At 35.8% G+C, this 16,541-nt stretch carries 17 protein-coding genes and 1 pseudogene; 15 read left to right on the forward strand and 3 right to left on the reverse strand.

Translation table 11 applies throughout. The features are described from left to right. Positions 1-16: 16 nt before the first annotated feature. The 7 genes from sufD (at position 17) to CIL05_RS15445 (ending at position 8,428) form a co-directional block, all read left to right on the forward strand. A complete protein-coding gene (sufD, locus tag CIL05_RS15410) occupies positions 17-1,324 on the forward strand; it encodes a Fe-S cluster assembly protein SufD (protein WP_095656441.1) in 1,308 nt (435 codons plus the stop codon). Then, entirely contained in the window at positions 1,324-2,541 is a 1,218-nt protein-coding gene (locus CIL05_RS15415; protein WP_095656442.1) for a cysteine desulfurase, read from the forward strand. The genes sufD and CIL05_RS15415 overlap by 1 nt, the downstream gene beginning before the upstream one ends. Next, the gene (gene sufU / locus CIL05_RS15420; RefSeq protein WP_095656443.1) at positions 2,531-2,962 is read left to right on the forward strand and encodes a Fe-S cluster assembly sulfur transfer protein SufU; all 432 of its coding nucleotides are present in this window, start codon (positions 2,531-2,533) and stop codon (positions 2,960-2,962) included. The genes CIL05_RS15415 and sufU overlap by 11 nt, the downstream gene beginning before the upstream one ends. Positions 2,963-3,051: 89 nt before the next feature. Next, positions 3,052-4,449, forward strand: coding sequence for a Fe-S cluster assembly protein SufB (sufB, locus tag CIL05_RS15425; RefSeq protein ID WP_095656444.1), 1,398 nt, complete (start codon positions 3,052-3,054; stop codon positions 4,447-4,449). Positions 4,450-4,769: 320 nt separating this feature from the next. Beyond that, a complete protein-coding gene (locus CIL05_RS15435) occupies positions 4,770-5,849 on the forward strand; it encodes an endospore germination permease (RefSeq protein WP_095656445.1) in 1,080 nt (359 codons plus the stop codon). After that, positions 5,839-7,296, forward strand: coding sequence for a spore germination protein (locus CIL05_RS15440; protein ID WP_095656446.1), 1,458 nt, complete (start codon positions 5,839-5,841; stop codon positions 7,294-7,296). The genes CIL05_RS15435 and CIL05_RS15440 overlap by 11 nt, the downstream gene beginning before the upstream one ends. A 1-nt stretch (position 7,297) precedes the next feature. Beyond that, positions 7,298-8,428, forward strand: coding sequence for a Ger(x)C family spore germination protein (locus CIL05_RS15445; RefSeq protein ID WP_165769146.1), 1,131 nt, complete (start codon positions 7,298-7,300; stop codon positions 8,426-8,428). Between the two features lie 615 nt (positions 8,429-9,043). Here CIL05_RS15445 and CIL05_RS15450 read toward each other — a convergent pair. Further along, on the reverse strand, positions 9,044-9,259 hold the full coding sequence (locus CIL05_RS15450; RefSeq protein ID WP_095656448.1) for a site-specific integrase: 216 nt from the start codon (positions 9,257-9,259) through the stop codon (positions 9,044-9,046). A 698-nt stretch (positions 9,260-9,957) separates the two neighbouring features. Between CIL05_RS15450 and CIL05_RS22670 the strand changes: the two genes are divergently transcribed. Continuing rightward, positions 9,958-10,125, forward strand: coding sequence for a hypothetical protein (locus CIL05_RS22670; protein WP_240510212.1), 168 nt, complete (start codon positions 9,958-9,960; stop codon positions 10,123-10,125). A 16-nt stretch (positions 10,126-10,141) separates the two neighbouring features. Next, on the forward strand, positions 10,142-10,672 hold the full coding sequence (locus tag CIL05_RS15455; protein ID WP_240510218.1) for a methyltransferase domain-containing protein: 531 nt from the start codon (positions 10,142-10,144) through the stop codon (positions 10,670-10,672). 355 nt (positions 10,673-11,027) lie between these two features. Here the strand turns inward: CIL05_RS15455 and CIL05_RS22945 are convergent, their stop codons facing one another. Further along, on the reverse strand, positions 11,028-11,303 hold the full coding sequence (locus CIL05_RS22945; protein ID WP_369126510.1) for a DUF389 domain-containing protein: 276 nt from the start codon (positions 11,301-11,303) through the stop codon (positions 11,028-11,030). Continuing rightward, entirely contained in the window at positions 11,242-11,988 is a 747-nt protein-coding gene (locus CIL05_RS15460; RefSeq protein ID WP_240510213.1) for a DUF389 domain-containing protein, read from the reverse strand. The genes CIL05_RS22945 and CIL05_RS15460 overlap by 62 nt, the downstream gene beginning before the upstream one ends. A gap of 268 nt (positions 11,989-12,256) precedes the next feature. On the opposite strand from CIL05_RS15460, the gene CIL05_RS15465 reads away from it, so the two are divergent. The 6 genes and pseudogenes from CIL05_RS15465 to CIL05_RS22950 all read left to right on the forward strand — a co-directional run bounded on the left by CIL05_RS15465 (position 12,257) and on the right by CIL05_RS22950 (position 16,409). Continuing rightward, positions 12,257-12,955, forward strand: a complete 699-nt coding sequence (locus CIL05_RS15465; protein ID WP_095656535.1) for a response regulator transcription factor — start codon at positions 12,257-12,259, stop codon at positions 12,953-12,955. Next, positions 12,952-13,890 carry a sensor histidine kinase gene (locus tag CIL05_RS15470; RefSeq protein ID WP_095656449.1) on the forward strand — a complete coding sequence of 313 codons (939 nt, stop codon included), beginning with the start codon at positions 12,952-12,954 and terminating at the stop codon, positions 13,888-13,890. The genes CIL05_RS15465 and CIL05_RS15470 overlap by 4 nt, the downstream gene beginning before the upstream one ends. A 97-nt stretch (positions 13,891-13,987) precedes the next feature. Continuing rightward, positions 13,988-14,911, forward strand: a complete 924-nt coding sequence (locus CIL05_RS15475) for an ATP-binding cassette domain-containing protein (RefSeq protein WP_095656450.1) — start codon at positions 13,988-13,990, stop codon at positions 14,909-14,911. Positions 14,912-14,962: 51 nt separating this feature from the next. Next, entirely contained in the window at positions 14,963-15,661 is a 699-nt protein-coding gene (locus tag CIL05_RS15480) for a hypothetical protein (RefSeq protein WP_095656451.1), read from the forward strand. Between the two features lie 287 nt (positions 15,662-15,948). Then, positions 15,949-16,269, forward strand: a pseudogene (locus tag CIL05_RS15485) (TnsD family Tn7-like transposition protein); the annotation flags it as partial. 2 nt (positions 16,270-16,271) lie between these two features. Next, positions 16,272-16,409, forward strand: coding sequence for a hypothetical protein (locus tag CIL05_RS22950; RefSeq protein WP_369126511.1), 138 nt, complete (start codon positions 16,272-16,274; stop codon positions 16,407-16,409). Positions 16,410-16,541 lie beyond the last annotated feature (132 nt).

The following is a 16,541-nucleotide window of genomic DNA, read 5'->3' on the forward strand; positions in this document are numbered from 1 at the left end:
AGTTAGGAGGGGTAAAATGACTGTTGAAACAAAGCTTCCATATGATAAAGATTATATAACTCAATTTTCCAGTGATAGAAATGAACCGGAATGGATGCAGGTCTTACGCCTTCAAGCATTGGAACAAGTTGACGTACTTGAAATGCCTAAGCCTGATAAAACAAAAATAGGTAAATGGAATTTCAGTCGTTTTAAGCATGCAGCAAAAGGCGATGAAATTACATCTTTAACTGAGTTACCAGCAGAAATTCAGGATTTCCTTGATCCGGATAATCTACCAGAAAACTTATTTATACAACGTAATCAATCTGTAGCATATGCAACAATGAGTGAAAAGTTAAAGCAAAGAGGTGTTATTTTCACAGATATATTCACCGCTTTAACAGAACATGAAGATTTAGTGAAGCGATACTACATGAAAGACGCTGTTTCAATTGATGAACATCGTTTGACTGCATTACATGTAGCCTTAATGAATGGTGGAATTTTCGTTTATATTCCAAAAAATGTACAGGTGGAAGAGCCACTGCAAGCTATCTTTTGGCAGGAAGATCCTGAGGTAGCATTGTTTAACCACGTGCTAGTAGTAGCAGAAGAGAACAGTTCATTAACTTATGTGGAAAACTATATTTCACATAATGATGAAGAAGAAACAATCTCAAACGTTATAACAGAAGTGATCGCACAAAATGGTGCGAAAATCTCGTTTGGTGGCGTTGATAACTTTGCAGCCGGTACAACAAACTATATGAACCGTCGTGGTATAGCTTATCGTGATGCAACCATTGATTGGGCATTGGGACAAATGAATGATGGACATACAGTGTTTGAGAATGCTACACATTTGGTTGGAGATAATTCATCAGCTGAATCGAAAGCAGTTGTTGTAGGGCGTGGCAAGCAAATTGAAAACTTTACAACGAAAAGTGTTCATTTTGGAAAAGATACACATGGTCATATTTTACAGCACGGTGTAATGAAAGAAAAAGCAACATCCATTTTTAATGCGATCGGTAAAATTGAGCATGGTGCAACAAGATCCAATGCTGAGCAGGAATCGCGCGTACTCATGTTAAGTGAGAAAGCTCGTGGAGATGCTAACCCGATTTTATTAATTGATGAAGATGATGTTACAGCGGGACACGCAGCTTCTGTAGGACGCGTGGATCCTATGCAACTGTATTATTTAATGAGCAGGGGTATTACACAGACTGAAGCAGAGCGCTTAGTCATTCATGGATTCCTTGCACCAGTAGTATCTAAGTTACCAATTGCTTCTGTTAGAGAACAACTAACGAAGATCATTGAGAGGAAAGTTTACTGATGGATGTAAAAGCTATCAGGGAACAATTTCCGATATTAGATCAGGAAGTTAATGGACATCCGTTAGTATACCTGGACTCATCTGCAACTTCACAAAAGCCATTGGCTGTTATTAATGCTGTTGACGATTATTACCGGCAGCATAATTCCAATGTACACCGAGGGGTCCATACACTTGGCTCACGAGCAACTGATTTATATGAAGGCGCTCGTGAGAAAGTGCGCCGATTTATTAATGCAGACAGTACTGCAGAAGTGATTTTCAATCGGGGAACAACGACAGGAATTAATACAGTTGCCCAGAGTTATGGCCGGAATTTAACTGCTGGTGATGAAATTGTAATTACACCAATGGAACATCACAGTAATATCATTCCATGGCAACAGGCGGCAAAAGCAACTGGAGCAACATTGAAATATATCCCTTTACAAGCTGATGGAACCGTAACATTGGAGGATGTGCGTAACACGATTACAGCCAACACGAAAATAGTTGCTATAACACATGTATCCAATGTACTTGGGACTGTCAATCCAGTAAAGGAAATTGCACAAATTGCCCATGAAAATGGTGCAGTTATCCTTGTCGATGGTGCGCAAGGTGCACCACATATGAATGTGGATGTAAAAGATTTAGATTGTGATTTCTATGCTTTCTCCGGACACAAGATGTGTGCACCAACAGGGATTGGCGTATTGTACGGGAAGAAGCAATACCTGAATGAGATGGAACCAGTTGAGTTTGGTGGAGAAATGATAGATTTCGTAAATTTATATGATTCAACATGGAAAGAACTGCCATGGAAATTTGAAGGTGGAACACCAATTATAGCTGGTGCTATTGGATTAGGTGCGGCAATCGACTTTTTAAATGAAATTGGCATGGATAACATTTTAAATCATGAAAAAGTTTTAGCGGAATATGCAATGGAAAAAATGCGTACAATTGATGGTCTGACAATATTTGGTCCAGAAAGTCGTGCAGCACTTGTAACATTTAATTTAGGTGATGTACACCCGCATGATACTGCAACTGTGCTTGATGCAGAAGGAATTGCAGTCCGTGCAGGTCATCATTGTGCACAACCGCTAATGCGCTGGTTGGATGTCACGGCAACAGCACGCGCTAGTTTCTATTTGTATAATACGAAAGAAGATATAGATCATTTAGTTGATGGACTCTTGAAAACAAAGGAGTATTTCGGTGATGTCTTATAATCTTGATACATTATACCGGCAAGTAATTATGGATCATTATAAAAGTCCCCGTAACAAAGGGACTATCGATGGTGATGCATTAACCATCGATATGAACAACCCGACATGTGGTGATCGGATTCAACTGCAATTACTCGTTGATGACGATATCGTTAAAGAAGTTAAGTTTGATGGTGAAGGGTGTTCGATCAGCATGTCTTCCGCATCAATGATGACCCAGGCAATTAAAGGAAAAAAGATTGAAGATGCATTGGAAATGTCAAAGCTTTTTTCCGAGATGATGATGGGTGAAGATATTGATACAGGAGACCTGGATTTGGAAGACATCGAAGCATTGCAAGGGGTGTCTAAATTTCCTGCACGAATTAAGTGTGCTACCCTTGCATGGAAAGCGATGGAAAAAGGTGTTCATAAAGAATAGTTAGCCAATGGATTAAAGTACGTAAGCAAATGGCTTGCCAGCGATTATACGGTCGTTGGTGTACGAATATCTAATAGGAGGTTTTAATAATGGCCAAAGAAATACCTGAAATGGAAGGTTATGAATATGGTTTCCATGATAAAGACGTTTCGGTTTTCCGTACAGAAAGAGGCTTAACAAAGAAAGTTGTTGAGGAAATTTCACGGATGAAAGAGGAACCGGAGTGGATGCTTGACCAACGATTAAAAGCGTTGGAACTATTTTATAGTATGCCGATGCCACAATGGGGCGGCGATCTGTCAGAACTTGATTTTGACGAAATTGTTTATTACGTAAAACCTTCCGAAAAGCAAGGTAGAACATGGGATGAAGTTCCTGCAGAAATTAAAGAAACTTTTGATAAGTTGGGGATTCCCGAGGCTGAACAAAAATATTTAGCTGGTGTATCTGCACAGTATGAATCAGAGGTTGTATACCAAAGTCTTGAAAAAGATTTGGAAGATCTTGGAATTATCTTTAAAGATACGGATTCAGCGTTGAAAGAGAATGAAGAACTTTTCAAAGAATACTTTGGTAAAGTAATTCCTGCTTCTGATAATAAATTCTCAGCATTAAACACTGCTGTATGGTCTGGTGGTTCATTTATTTACGTACCTAAGGGCGTACAAACAACGTCTCCATTGCAGGCTTATTTCCGGATTAACTCGGAAAACATGGGACAGTTTGAAAGAACATTAATCATTGTTGATGAAGGGGCATCCGTGCATTATGTAGAAGGTTGTACGGCACCTGTATTTACAACAAATTCACTGCATAGTGCGGTAGTAGAAATTTATGTTAAAAAAGATGCCTATTGCCGTTACACAACAATTCAAAACTGGGCTAACAACGTATATAACCTAGTAACAAAACGTGCAACAGTTGATGCAAATGGCACAATGGAATGGATCGATGGTAATATGGGCTCTAAGCTTACAATGAAATACCCATCTGTTCTTCTAAGAGGAGAAGGTTCACGTGGTATGACAATATCCATTGCCTTAGCTGGAGCAGGTCAGCACCAGGATGCCGGAGCTAAAATGTATCACCTGGCACCAAACACATCATCATCGATTGTTTCGAAATCCATTTCGAAAAAAGGTGGTAAAGTATCATACCGCGGAATCGTTCACTTTGGACGAAAAGCAGACGGTGCCCGCTCAAATATCGAGTGTGACACGTTAATTATGGATAATGAATCAACATCAGATACAATTCCATACAACGAAATTTACAATGATAATATCTCATTGGAGCACGAAGCGAAAGTATCCAAAGTTTCCGAAGAACAATTATTCTATCTCATGAGTAGAGGGCTTGGAGAACAGGAAGCAACAGATATGATCGTCATGGGCTTTATCGAGCCATTTACAAAAGAGCTTCCAATGGAATATGCAGTTGAAATGAACCGTCTGATCAAGTATGAGATGGAAGGAAGTATTGGGTAATACGCTACAAACGTTGGTGTAACAACATTTGTAAGCTGTCTATAAAGTAAGAAAAACTGCACGTGCCGATTCAGATTTTTCTTTTGGTGTAGGAGGCGAACTTTTTAAGTTCGTCTTCTTCTATTTTTTCTGTTATATGCAGGTAAGTATCAGCTGTTGTTTTGATAGAGAATCAAAAGTTTTATATTTATATAACTGTAAGTGTAAGTCAAAAATCCCCATCTAAACAGGTGGGGATTTTTTGACGCTTATGATTCTATGAATAGGAATGACAATAAATCCGCATGATATGAAGTAATTATAATTCCTCCGGAGGTACTATGGCCAGACAGATCAGTATTTCGCAATTTATTATTATTTTCTTATTAAGTACTGGTTTAAGCAATCATGTTCTTGTCGTTCCTTTAATAATTGATGTCGCTGGACGTGATGCTTGGATTAGTGTAATTGTTGGTTTTTTGATGATTATCCCGTTCTTGTTTATAGTCCTGTACGTCACGAAGCAGCTGAAAAATACTTCTGTATTTGAATGGCTGGAAGTCACTTATAGTAATACAATCCGTAAAATTGTTGCCGGCTTGCTTGTGATTTTTCTATTTATAGCAGGTTTTACTACTGCATGGGAAACTGTTTCCTGGACCCATGATACATATTTGCTGAATACACCAATGCTAGTAGTTGCATTTTCAATTCTTGCTGCATCACTCTATATTGCCGGAAGGGTAAATGTTATAGCCATCTGTGCTGGAATACTTCTTCCGTTTGTGGTTTTTTTGGGTGTGCTTGTAGCGGTTGGCACCATTCCGGACAAAAATTACTCGCTTATCCTGCCAGTACTTGTGGAGCAGAACTGGACTGATGTATTTAAAGGGTCAATTTATGTTTTTGGTTCTCTTTCTGAAATATTTATGCTGATTATGCTCCAGCATCAAATCATGAGGAAAGTAGCATTCCGGCACCTGTTTTTACTGTCGTTCGTCCTATTTATATTAGTCATGGGGCCATTGCTTGGGAGCATTGCAATTTTTGGGGTGGAAGAGGCTGGGAAAATAAAATACCCGGCATTTCTTCAATGGAGAATATTAAGTATTGGTCAGTACTTTAACCATTTGGACTTTTTTTCAATCTATCAGTGGCTATCAGGTTCATTTATTCGGCTGGCACTGATTTTGTATTTAATTGCAAAAGCATTCAAGTTTAAGAAACCCATTATAATCCAGGTTTTAATATGTATATTATATTTAGTGCTTATTTCAGCACCAATCTCTGACATGCAATTTGTTGCAATCCTAAAAGATTATTTTTATTTGACCACCTGTATTTTTGCAATTGTGATGACAGTATTTTTAGCTATACTTGTCAGAAAATCAAAGAATAGGATGACAGAAAATGAAAAATAAGAATACAAAGGTCGATATTACGTATTTTCAGGATTTATTTCATCATTCCTCCGATATAAAGATTAAAAAAAACCAGTTCAATAATGATAAGAAACCGGAAGAAGCGATACTAATCTATTGTGAAGGGCTGATTAACAGCGATTTACTAATAGAAAGTATACTCCCTGAAATTCAAAGAACCATTAATTTAAATGGCCATAAAGGGATCCAGGAATTGAACAGCTCAGAAACAATCAAATGGAGCAGGAATGATCCGTCAAACGATAAAGCTGTAAGGGAAAAAGTATTCGATGGATATACTGCTATTTTAATAAAAGAAATCATTTATTTTTTCAACACGTCAAAGCCACCAATAAGGTCACCAGAAGAGTCGACGACTGAAGTATCTGTAAAGGGGCCAAAGGATGCATTTGTAGAGGATATAGGAACAAATATTGCATTGGTCCGTAAACGAATGAAGACGGAGTCCATGGTCACCAAATCATTCACGGTTGGAAAAAGAAGCAACACCAAGGTCAGTTTGGTTTATCTGACAGACATTCAAAATCAGGAAATAATCAAAGAGGTTACACGGAGAATAGAAGAGATTGATATAGATGTGCTGAACAGTGATAATGAGTTAGCTGAAATTCTACCAGGCAACCATTATTCCTTATTTCCATTACTTGTAAGCGTTTTGCGTCCAGATGGGGTTACTGGCAGTCTGGCAAGGGGGCGTTTTGCCATTTTTATCGATAATGTACCAAATGTCCTTATAGGTCCAGCTAATTTTCAATTGCTCCTAAATACATCTGAGGATGAGCATATGCCGTTTTACTATGCATCATTTGAAATGCTGCTTAGAATTGCTGGATTGGTTTTGGCTATTTTCCTTCCATCATTCTGGGTTGCTATATCTGCATACAATGTGGATCAGATACCCTTTTCACTGCTCGCGACTATTGGTGCTTCCAGGCTGGGAATACCATTTAACACTACAGTTGAATTAATATTGATGATCACGCTATTTGAGCTTTTCCGTGAAGCGGGTGTTCGATTGCCAAAGGCTGTCGGTCAAACGGTCGCGGTGGTAGGTGGATTAATTGTGGGAGATGCGGCAATTCGTGCTGGACTTACTTCACCTACCATGCTCGTGGTGACTGCCATTACTGCTGTTGCGACCTTCACTTTAGGGAATCAATCTTTGTCTGGAACGGTAACAATTATAAGATTATTTTCTATTCTTTGTGCAAGTGTATTAGGGATGTATGGATTTTTCATCAGTTTATTTCTTACAATAGGATATCTAGCTAAGCTTGAATCATTTAATGTTCCATATTTAATTCCTGTTTCACCATTTGTAAAAGGAGACTTTTCAAAAGCAATCTCAAAACTACCAGTGATTAAACAGAATAAACGAGCGAGGATTCTGAAAACACAGGATGATGACAGGCAGAGGAGTGAATGAATTGAAGCAAATCAGAAAGTTATCAATAGGAATTCTTCTGTTAGTGTCACTTACCGGCTGCTGGGACGAAAAAGAGATTGGCGAGCATAATTATGCGACTGCGATAGGAATTGATTATAAAGAAGAAAAATACTTGCTTTATGTACAGATGCTGGATTTTTCCAATGTAGCCAAACAAGAGGGACAGAAGCAGTCTGAAGAGGCTCCTCTATATATTGGAAAAAGTTCAGGAGCCACACTTCAGGAAGCTGTGAATGATCTATACAAAACATCGCAGCAGCCGTTTAATTGGGGACAAATTGGATCCATAATTTATTCTGAGGCCGTTTTGAAAAATGGCATTGAGAAGGTTCAGCAGGCAATTCAAAGAAATGGAGAATTTAGGTACACTCCTTGGATGTTCGGGACGAGGGAGTCGATTGATGAATTATTTGGGTTAACTGGATTCTTCCACCTACCTCCATTGTACACCATTATGTATCAGCCAGAAGATATTCATGGTAAATATTCTTATATTAAACCTCTACGTATGCACAAGTTTATTTCCATTTACAAAGATCCTGGTGGAACTGCAATTCTTCCATCGATTTCAATAGACAAGTCTGCCTGGAAGAAAGCCGGACCCGAAGAGAAGGCAAAAAAAACCTTAAAAATCAATGGCGGCTTCCAGATTAATGAAGGAAAGTATAAAGACTGGATGTCCTATGAAGAACTGACAGGACTAAGATGGGTTGAATCTAAAACTGAAAATACGACGGTCAAACTTGTTGATGAAGGAAACATAATCGGAAATGTTGAAATAAGTAGCCCTTCAGCAAAGATTAAACAAGTGGGGGAGGGGGATAACGCGCAGTTCAATATAATTATAAAAGCAACTGGGATATTAGCTGATCTGAAAGAGGAACTGCCTATAGAGACGATAGAAAAACTGGTCACCAAACAGATTGAAGAAGATGTTAAAACTACATACCAAAAGGGGATGGAAAAACAAATAGACATTTATAATCTTAAACATAGACTATTCCTCAATGGAATGAAACCCGAAGAATTAAAGGAATATACCCTTTCAGAAGATAGTCTCAATTTAATTTCTGTTGATTTCCTTCTTGAAAGTAAAGGGATTTATCATTAATTGAAGCAAGAGAACCGTTGCCGCGCTTCCCTTGCTTCAATTATCTCCGTTCGTTTTTAGATTAACGTTTACCGAACAAATGACGAATTAACTCCCCGCCCAAAGTTTTAATCCAGGTCCTCGTAATTACTCTTTCCTTCCAAGTACAATTTCATTTTCGGTATATTTTTGGTCCCACAAAAGAATATATTCCTTGTAATTCATAATGACCGTCAAATTTATTCCATTTAATTTGATAGTCTTGCTCAGGTTCCAATTGTTACCGAAAAAACAACCATCTTTTTGTAGATCTCCTAACAATCTGGTGATAAGCCATTAAATAAAAAGCTGAAAATTTGGTTTGTTTCCTTCAAAAAAGTTATAGTGTATTTGTGCCCCATTCGTGCCCTTTCAGATTGAAAAAGTATGAATAAGTTTGAAAGCTTCCTTAGAGAAAAATAGATAACATAAGCATTTTGAGTAGATATGACTTAAAATGAAATTCAAAAATAATCAAGTATGAGATGGAAGGTTCAATCGGTTAAACTCTTTAAACCCTTGTCACAACAGTGTTTGTGGTGGGGGTTTTTTCTTTGAAAAAGTGTTTGTGCCCATTCATCCCTCTTCTTTCATTTTTTAATCCAATAATTGCTTGTTTTTAGTATTACTTTGACTGTTTAAGTAGTTGGATATCTTTTCGAGTTCGTGTGATTCATATTGTGGTGTGACATCTAAATAAATATCAGCTGTTGTTTTAATTGTGCCATGTCCTAATCGTCTAGAAAAATACAATAGATCAGCACCAGCCTCCAATGATAAAAAAACATGCCTTTGTTCAATCGCATCAACCACGCTCCTCCTACCCTTCATGTCCACCTTTCTGTAACTTTCTTTCTCGTTCACATTCTTTCCCTTTTCTGACTGCTGGATTTCTAATTACATACAACAGTTCACCGACATATTTTTCTTCTTCGCGATTATTTCCGTAAGTATATATTGGGAAAGAAGATGATCCTATTTATAAAGATTATATTGCATTTAAAGATGAATCATTCTTTATTAATTCCTGAAACAAAACTGCAAGTTACGAAAACAAGATATGGAATAGTATCTGATGGATGGTATGAATGTTATTCGTCTTCACAATCATTATATGAACGTATTAGTGTTTTATTGAATGCCATTTCACATAGGAGGTAATGAAATGACACTAAGTATGAAAAACTTTGAGCAGAAAGAGTGGAGCTTTACGATAGTAATTTAGGGCAAGTTGAAAGGAGAGTTACAATGTGTTTCAGAATGCTTTAAACGTTTTGCTAGGATACTTCATTCTTTATCTATCTGGTTGTACAGGAACAAGAAGTTAATCCAAACAACACATAACTTTTTTCACTTATTTAGAAAGGAAGAAAATAATGAATTTTGTTTCTAATTATTGAAGGTATTTTTACAAAAGAAGAAACTGATGTTTAATGCATAATAAAAGTACAGATTTTCGATTGATTGGCTTGTTAATAAATTAGTTTGGTATTAAAGATGGGGAAAAACATATGATTGCACTTGTATATGATCAATTAAATCCTTGGGGAAAAGATGATGACTTATCTATGGAGTTACTAGAATCAACGCAGCCCAATACGATTGCCGATTTAGGTTGTGGCACAGGAAGAATAACTATTCAAATGGCAAAAGCTGGTTATCGTTGTAACAGCTATTGATCCAAATGGAGAAGCTATACATTATGCTAAGCAAAAAGCATATGCACAAGAATTGACATGGATTGTAGGCGATAGTGCAAATTTGAAACCAGAAGTCTATGATGTAGTTATCATGACAGCGAATGTCGCCCAAGTATTTATAACGGATGAAAGCTGGCAAGCAGTGGTTAATGATGCTTATTCCGCATTGAAACCAGGTGGTCATTTTATTTTTGATACACGCAATCCAAATGCGAAGACATGGGAAGAATGGCAGAAAGACGATACAGTAGACCAAATTCAAGATTTGAACACAGGGGATACATTAACAATCTGGGAAGAATACGAAGGATTAAACGGTTCCGTCTTTACTTTCTATGAAAAGATAAAAAATGAAAAAACAAACAAAGTAATTGAAGACAAGGTACAACTTATTTTCCGTAGCTATGAGGAAATAAGCCAGTCATTGTATCAGGCTGGATTTACTAAAGTTCAGGCATATGTGGATTGGCAGCTTAAACTAGCGACATCAAAAGCTAAGTCCTATATTTTTCATAGTGTGAAATAAACTCTAAGTATTACAGAATTTCAATGATAATTTATCGAATAATGAATTAACTTCTTCAACGATATGGTGCAAGAATTAAATATGGTGACCATTGAAATAGTCGTCTTTTTTTCTGGAGATATTATTTGAATATTATGGTAGTATCTAAGAAGGAGTTATTTTAAGTGGCAGGTTACTAAAGAGTGCGCTCTAACTATCTTTTCAACAAACGGTCCATTTAATAGAATAAGATAAGTAACAACCAAAAAAACAAGAAGTTACTATCTTATAGTCTATAATTAGCAACTGTAAGCTTTAACATAACCTAATAAATAAAAGGAAAAGGTTAACTTGGTTTAAGAACAGAGAGTATGGATTAGAGAATGTTTATAAAAATAATAGCCGTTATAAGTACAATACAGATTGTTGAAATAAACAGGAGAGAAAGTTTTCGCAAGATATTTGACTTTTGTAGATCCTGCCAATTGTTTGGTTTAATGCCACTTACCCAGAATACTATCACAGCTGAGAAAAGTATCGAATTTACATTGACCATTAACAAAGTAAATGGAACAATAGCCTCTCCCCATCTACCCGTGCCAATAATCATACCGAGTACGACAGCAGGCGGCAGCAAAGCAACTGATACCATAACTCATAACTCCAACAAGAGCACCCTCATTCCTTTTTACAAAGGAATGAGCTCCTGCAGCACCTGATGCGAGCGCAGCAACAACATCAATAATTTGAATATCTGTCCTTGAAAGAAACTCATCGCTATATATAGGAGGATAGAAGAATAAACTAAATGTAGTGGCGATTAAGATAGGAATTCCAATTCCAAATAATGATGTAAGGAGAGAATGGCGTATTAACCTGAAATCGCCGAGAACGGAAGCAAATGAAACAGCGGTAACGGGACCAATTACGATGGCAGGACTGTTTTTTATAATGCCGACCGTCGCAACAACTGAGGAAAAAACAATAAACCAGATATAGCTGATACTCATACGGCTTGAATTCTCAACTGCCGTATATAATTCGTGCCGACTGGCTCGCTGCAGATCTTTTTCTTCATTCTTTTGGTCCTCTTTTTCCCGAGGAAGATACGTTTTTACAGGTAGCAACATGATTTGATAAGCGTCCCTACCACCGGACAAATCCTCCAAATAATTAAGGATTTGTTCTACATCATTTGTTTCCAAAAGAATCCATGTTAGCTTCCTTTCTTTTAATTCTTCGGAAATCCAATGGGCGATAACAGGAAAATCTTCCTTAATTTCTTCAATATCTAAGAAATCCCTCTGGGCATAAATTTCAATCAACTGTAAGTTCATACTTAATCCGTCCCCCATTTTCTAAGAAGAAGCTTAGACTTATTGTTGCCCTTTTTTCTTCATAATAAAAAATATGCTTTTATTATATTTTGATCTTCCAGAATAGGGCGCTATTCTTTAATAAAGAGCTGCGCCTTACGTATAAGGGCTATTTAATGGAGGAAGGTTTATTGAACAATTTGGACATAAGAGTTTAACAAGAAGTATCAATGAGGTGGTAATATGAAAAATGATGATCAATTAAAATATAGGAAAGGCGTTGTTGCTAATGCAGAAAATATTACTTGTTGAAGACGATCCATCAATTAGTGAGATGGTAAGAATCTATTTAAGTAATGAAGGATTCCAGATTAAAGCTGTTTTCACTGGAAAAGAAGCAGTTAATTTCTTCAAAAGTAACCATTATGATTTAGTTATACTCGATTTAATGCTACCCGAACTAAGTGGCATGGATTTCCTCCAAATGTTGAGGCGAGAAAGTTACGTTCCTGTTATTATTATGTCAGCAAAAGATGGTGAAGTTGATAAGGCGTTAGGATTGGGTTTTGGGGCAGATGATTATGTTACAAAACCGTTCTCAATGATGGAGCTCTTGGCTAGAGTTAAAGCAGCGATTAGAAGGTCAACACAGTATACTGAACGCAATAATACAGAAAAACCATCATTAATCAAAGTTCATGAAATTGAACTAGATTTAAATAATTACCTTGTCGTGAAGAACGGTCTGGAAATTAAATTAACCTCAAAAGAATGGAAGATTCTACAGTTGTTTTTTCAAAATCAGAAAAAAGTGCTGACAAAAGAACAAATTTACTCTTCTGTATGGGGCGATAACTACTATAGAGATGAACATGTGATTAACGTACATATGAGCCGCCTAAGAGAAAAAATTGAAGATAATCCAGCTACCCCAGCTTATATTAAGACTGTATGGGGCATTGGTTATAAATTGGGTGATTTCAAATGAATTTAGTCATCTTAATCTGTATCATTTTTTTTCTCCTTACGTGTAATGTTTATCAGTTTCAAACAAACAGGATAAAAAATAAACATATTACCTATATAAAAAATCAAATTGAGCACATTATTAAAAAAAAATCGAGTGGACCTATTTTGGTTGTTACTGAAGACAAGAAAATGATTAACCTATTATTTTGGTTAAATAAACTAATTGATAAAAATAGAGATAATTCGATACGTTTTATGAGGATGGAACTCTCTATGAAGCGTATGCTGGCAAATGTCTCTCATGATCTAAAAACCCCACTTACAGTGATAGCTGGTTATATAGAAATGCTCCAAGGTCAAACTAATATCTCTGATAAAGAGCAAAGTCGAATTCTTCATCAAGTAAACGAGAAAACTGAGGAAATCATTACTTTAATGAATACATTTTTTGATTTAGCCAAGCTAGAAGCGGGAGACATGGATATCCCACTTAGTAAAGTCAATATTTCTGAGATATGTAAAAAAAATATTCTTTTATTTTATGAGTTGATTCATTTAAAAGGATTTGAAATAATAATTGATTTACCAAAGAAACCTGTTTTTGCCCTTGGAAACGAAGAAGCATTAAATCGTGTCTTGTCCAATTTGATTTCAAATGCCCTCCGATATGGTGCAGATGGCAAATTAATAGGTTTAAGGTTATGTTACGATAAATCGTACGTTTTTTTTGAAATCTACGACAAGGGAATTGGAATTAATGAAATTGAACAGGAGAAGATTTTTGAACGAATGTTTACACTTGAAGAATCTAGAAATAAAGCATTTCAAGGAAGTGGACTGGGTTTAACCATATCAAAAAGGTTAATGGAAGAGATGCAGGGAAGCATCTCTGTGTATTCTAAGCCATACGAAAGAACATCATTTAGTTGTTCAATGAAACGTTTAAATGGTTGACCTCCTATATTATTTAGACTTTTGTTAGAATTAAGAGAGAGAAAAGAAAATGTTTTTTGCTAAAATCAAAACAGTTAGGTAAACAAGGAGGGTGAACATGGACTACGTTGTGCAGACAAACCATTTAACGAAGACATATCAAGGACAAGATGTTGTGTCCGATGTATCAATGAATATAAAAAAAGGGGAGATTTACGGTTTTCTAGGGTCTAATGGTGCAGGCAAATCAACCATTATGAAGATGCTGAATAACGTTATTAAACCATCACATGGTGAAATAAACATCTTCGGAAAACCTTTACGAAATAATTCTTTTGAATACCTGAAAAGAATAGGAAGTATGATTGAATACCCGATTTTTTATGAAAAAATGACTGCGTTGGACAATTTAGAACTTCATTGCGCATACATGGGGTACTATAATAAGCAGGCGATTCATGAAGCAATGGAATGGGTGGGCCTAGAAAACGTGGAACATAAGTTTCCAAAGGACTTTTCACTAGGGATGAGACAGCGTCTTTGTGTCGCAAGGGCAGTTATAACAAAACCGGATTTTTTGATTTTAGATGAACCAATTAATGGCCTAGACCCTGCTGGAATTAAATTAATGAGAACTTTATTCAAGATGCTTAATAAAGAATACGGCATGACCCTTTTGATTTCTAGTCATATTATTGGAGAAATTGAGGAGATTGCAGATACTGTCAGTTTAATTGAAAAAGGTAAATTAATTGAGGAAGCATCTATGGAGACTTTAAAAGTAAAAAATACTGAATATATTGAGTTAATGACGAGTAATTCGAGGAAAGCGACTGTAATCCTTCATGATAAATTGAATATAACTAATTTTAAATTATTAGACAATCAAATTATTCGAATCTATTCTACAGATGTTCCACAATCAATTATTTCAAAAGCATTAATAGTGGATGATGTTCATATTGAGTCTATGAATAAAAAACGAACAACATTAGAAGATTATTTTATAAAAAAAGTTGGGTTGGATCAGAAGGAGAACTAGCTTAATTCTATAGATAGTGCTTCATTTAGTGAAGTTTAGGGAGGTATTTTTATGTATCAATTAATAAAGCTTGAATTTAAAAAAAATAAAATAGGTTGGTATATCAAGGGGGCTATAATTGCTAATATAATTATTCTTGGCATGTTATGTTTGCTTACAGTAATCGAAAAGGTTGAGGGCGAAACTATATTCAGAACGTTTAATGATTTTTTTATGATAAGTGGAATACTTATAAGAGGAACTTTTACTGTATTTGCAGCTGTGCTTATTTCCAAAGTGATTATTGATGAGTTTAAAAATCGCACAAGTCTTATTATGTTTTCCTATCCTATTAATCGCAAAAAAATAATGGCTTCAAAATTATTGCTTATTTTCTCTTTAACTTTAGTTACGATGTTCTTTTCTACAATAATTATAATCATTAGTTTTACTGGGTTAAACCAATTTTTTCATCTCACTTCTATACTTGATCTACCAAATAATTATTTTGTGTCAGAAATAATAAGTCTGATGATGTTTAATCTCATGGCTGCCGGAGCATCACTTGTTCCACTATATTTTGGAATGATTAAATTCTCAACACCAGCAACAATTATTTCTTCTTTAATAATTGTTATGGTAACGAGTTCTTCAATCGGATCAGATTTTTCATTAGCAAATATTTTTTATATTCCACTCGCGCTATCAATTGTTGCGGTTATCATTATATTATTATCCATACGTAATATTAATCATATAGAACTAGGCTAACTACTATCTATGAAAAAGTGTATTTTTACCTATTTTCTCTTTAGCGAGCAATGTCAAATACTTTATTCAAGATTTTAAGTAACTCTACTACACTTACCGTAATTTGATTTATTAAAAGTGGCAATTAACCAATGTTATCATGAAACAGGCTCCATTTTTCCTTGATTCAGAAATGGGTTTTTCACTCGATCCTTACCCTGCGTTAATGCAATCTGGCCAAGAATACAAAAAATATAGACAATTATATACAAAAGTTACAGGTCTAAGCAAAAAGTAATGAGAATCTAAGCGTACGAGCAATAGCTAAAATGTTTGAAGTCGATTCTAAGACCGTAAAAAAGTATTTATCTAAGAACAGACAAAAAGAAAAAGCCGATAGTAAAGCAGGTCTTCCATTGTTTCAGCAGTATCAAAAGCTATTGCTTGATGGATTAAAGGATTACCCTAATGATACAAGAACGAAAATTAGAGAATGCTTTAAAAAGGAATATATCCACCTGTATCGACACGATAAGGAATGGTTATTTAAGCATTTACCCGATAACGTAAGCAGACATGTGCTACTAAAACTGTTAATTGGTCTGCTAGGGATGATGAGTATTGTATAAAAATAAAGCAACTGTACAAAGCTTTGTTAGCATTAGAAAAACCTGTTCGGGTAACAAAGTCTCTTATCGGCAAACGATTAGGTGTCTTATTTAATATAGAGAAATATCTTCAACAATTACCAAAGACTAAAACCTCTTAAATATAGTTATAGAATCTGTTCCGCAATTTCAAATTCGTCGGTGCTGTAAAATTATAGACCGTATGCTGCAAGTAAAAGAACCAGTCGTATTGTGGAAAGTTCAACGGATGGGTGATAGAAATTTGGAGGAAT

This window comes from Virgibacillus profundi (genome assembly GCF_002287375.1).
GTDB classification, from domain to species: domain Bacteria; phylum Bacillota; class Bacilli; order Bacillales; family Amphibacillaceae; genus Virgibacillus_K; species Virgibacillus_K profundi.